Annotated in this window: 3 protein-coding genes; all 3 read right to left on the bottom strand. The window is 72.4% G+C overall.

Annotated elements, in window-relative coordinates; all coding sequences use genetic code 11:
- The coding region (locus tag AOK18_RS23985; RefSeq protein ID WP_276205368.1) for a thiolase family protein at nt 1-485 on the bottom strand (485 nt) is incomplete at its 3' end.
- 42 nt (nt 486-527) lie between these two features.
- A complete protein-coding gene (locus AOK18_RS23980) occupies nt 528-1,670 on the bottom strand; it encodes an acyl-CoA dehydrogenase family protein (RefSeq protein ID WP_055573347.1) in 1,143 nt (380 codons plus the stop codon).
- Nucleotides 1,671-1,713: 43 nt separating this feature from the next.
- Nucleotides 1,714-2,739, bottom strand: a complete 1,026-nt coding sequence (locus AOK18_RS23975) for an LLM class F420-dependent oxidoreductase (protein WP_055695680.1) — start codon at nt 2,737-2,739, stop codon at nt 1,714-1,716.
- Between the last annotated feature and the right edge of the window lie 32 nt (nt 2,740-2,771).

Here is a 2,771-nt window from a genome sequence, read left to right as displayed (position 1 = left end):
CCCTCGATCGTCGCGATCAGATCCGCACCGATGCCCTGCGGAACGAAACCCGTGTCGTGGTTGGTGATCGGGTCCGCCGCCCAGGCGCCGCCATCACTGCCCATCGGGACGCGGGACATGGACTCCACACCGCCCGCGAGGACCAGGTCCTCCCAGCCGGAGCGGACCTTGGCGGCAGCCATGTTGACGGCCTCCAGACCCGAGGCGCAGAACCGGTTCTCCTGGACACCGGCCACCGTGTCCGGCAGCCCGGCCGCGATCGCGGCGATCCGCGCGATGTCGGAGCCCTGGTCACCGACCGGGCCGACCACACCCAGGACGATGTCGTCCACGGCCGCCGGGTCGAGACCGGGAAAACGGTCGCGGATCTCGTGGAGCAGCCCGACGACCAGGTCGATGGGCTTGGTGCCGTGCAGGGCGCCGTTCGCCTTGCCACGCCCGCGCGGGGTGCGGATCGCGTCGTACACGTACGCTTCGGTGCTCACGAGGAGGCCTTTCGCTGAGAGGGTGGGAGGCCCGGGGGACGGTCAGCCGAGGACCGAGCGGCCGATGATCTCCTTCATGATTTCCGTGGTGCCGCCGTAGATCGTCTGGATGCGGCCGTCGAGGTAGGCCCGGGCGACCCGGTACTCCGTCATGTAGCCGTATCCGCCGTGCAGTTGCAGACAGCGGTCGACGACCCGCTTCTGGAGTTCGGTGGCCCACCACTTGGCCATCGAGGCGTGCGCGGCGTCCAGCCGTCCGGCGCTGTGCTCGGTGATGCAGCGGTCGACGAAGCTGCGGGTGACGGCGCACTCGGTGGCCATCTCGGCGATCTCGAAGCGGACGTGCTGGAGGCGGGCGAGCGGCCGGCCGAAGGCCTCGCGCTCTTTCACGTACGCCACGGTGAGTTCGAGGACGTGCTCGGCGGCCGCGGCGGCGCCCACCGCGATGGCCAGCCGCTCCTGCGCGAGGTTGGCCATCAGCGCGGCGAAGGCCTGGTGCTCCCCGCCGAGCAGGTTCTCCTTGGGCACCCGCACGTCGTCGAAGAACAACTCGGCGGTGTCCTGCGCCTTCTGGCCGATCTTGTCGAGGTTGCGGCCCCGCTCGAAGCCGTCCATGCCCCGTTCGACGACGAGGAGGCTCTGTCCGGAACTGCCGCCCTCGGGGGTGGTGCGGGCCACGACGACGACCAGGTCGGCCAGGATGCCGTTGGAGATGAACGTCTTGGTGCCGTTGAGCAGGTAGTGGTCGCCCTGGTCGGTGGCGGTGGTCCGGATGCCCTGGAGGTCGGAGCCCGCACCGGGCTCGGTCATCGCGATGGCCGTGATCGTCTCCCCGGTGGTGAAGCCGGGCAGCCAGCGCCGTTTCTGTTCGTCGTCGGCGAGGCGGGTCAGGTAGGGGCCGACGATGTCGTTGTGCAGGCTCAGCGCCAGGCCGGACGCCCCGGCGCGGGCGAACTCCTCGATGAGCACGGCGCTGTGGCGGAAGTCGTCGGTGCCTCCGCCGCCGTACTCCGGGCCGACCGCGAGGCCCAGCAGGCCCTGCCGGCCGGCCGCGCGCCACACCTCACGGCTCACGGCGCCCTCCCGCTCCCAGCGTTCGTGGTGCGGCAGCACCTCCTTCTCGAGGAAGGTGCGCACGGTGTCGCGGAACGCCTCGTGGTCCGCGGTGTAGATGTCTCGCTGCATGTCGTCTCCGCGTCGGTGGGTGTACTGGGCGACGGGCGGCCGTTCAGAGCCAGGTGCGGACCCGTTCGACGAGCCGGGCCGGGTCGGGGCCGACGGGGGTGACGTTGAGCATGGTCACGCCCGCCTCGCGGAACACCTCGATGCGGTCCCGTACGTAGCCCTCGGGGCCCGCCAGGCAGAGGAGTTCGCACAGTTCGGCCGGGACGGCGGACTCGGCCTCGCGCCTGCGGCCCGCCAGGTAGTGCTCCTGGACGGCGGCGGCCTCGGCCTCGTAGCCGTACTGGCAGACCAGGTCGTGGTAGAAGTTGCGTCCCGGCGCCCCCATCCCGCCCACGTACAGGGCGATCACGGGCCGCATCAGGTCGCGGACCGCCTCGGCCCCGTCGCCGACGGCGAGGAGCCCGCCGGCGACGACGGACAGCGGGCCGAGGGCCGGGTCGCGCCGGGCGGCGCCCTCGGCGAGCGGGCCGTTCCAGACCTTGGCCGCGTGCTCGGGCGCGTAGAGGAACGGCAGCCAGCCGTCGGCGAGTTCGGCGGTCATCCGGACGTTGGCGGGGCCGAGGGCGGCGACGTACACGGGGATGGTGTCGCGGACGGGGCGGGTGAGCAGCTTCAGGGGCTTGCCGAGCGTGCCGCCCTTCTCGGCCGGCAGCGGCATGTCGGTGATGCCGTGGTGCTCGATCACCTCGCGCCGCCAGATGCGCCGGGCCAGGTGGATCGTCTCACGGGTGCGGCCCAGCGGTCTGTCGTAGCGGCGGCCGTGCCAGCCCTCGACGACCTGGGGGCCGGACGCGCCGATGCCGAGCACGGCGCGCCCGCCGGTCAGGGCGTCCAGTCCGGCCGCGGTCTGGGCGAGCAGCGCGGGGGTGCGGGAGTAGACGTTGAGGACGGCGGAGCCGATGCGCAGCCGTTCGGTGCGGGCGGCGAGGTAGCCCATCACGGTCGGCGAGTCGAAGCCGTAGGCCTCGGCCACCCAGATCACGTCGAGTCCCGCGGCCTCCAGCGCGGCGGCCTCGTCGGCGGCCCTGCGCGGGTCGCCGGCGTACTGCAGGGGGAGGGACAGTTCCATCAGCGGCCGTCCTCGGTGAGGGCTTCGGGGTC

The organism is Streptomyces prasinopilosus (assembly GCF_001419695.1).
Taxonomy (GTDB): domain Bacteria; phylum Actinomycetota; class Actinomycetes; order Streptomycetales; family Streptomycetaceae; genus Streptomyces; species Streptomyces prasinopilosus.
Note: the sequence above shows the minus strand (reverse complement) of the source record. Positions and strands in the feature narration are given on the sequence as shown.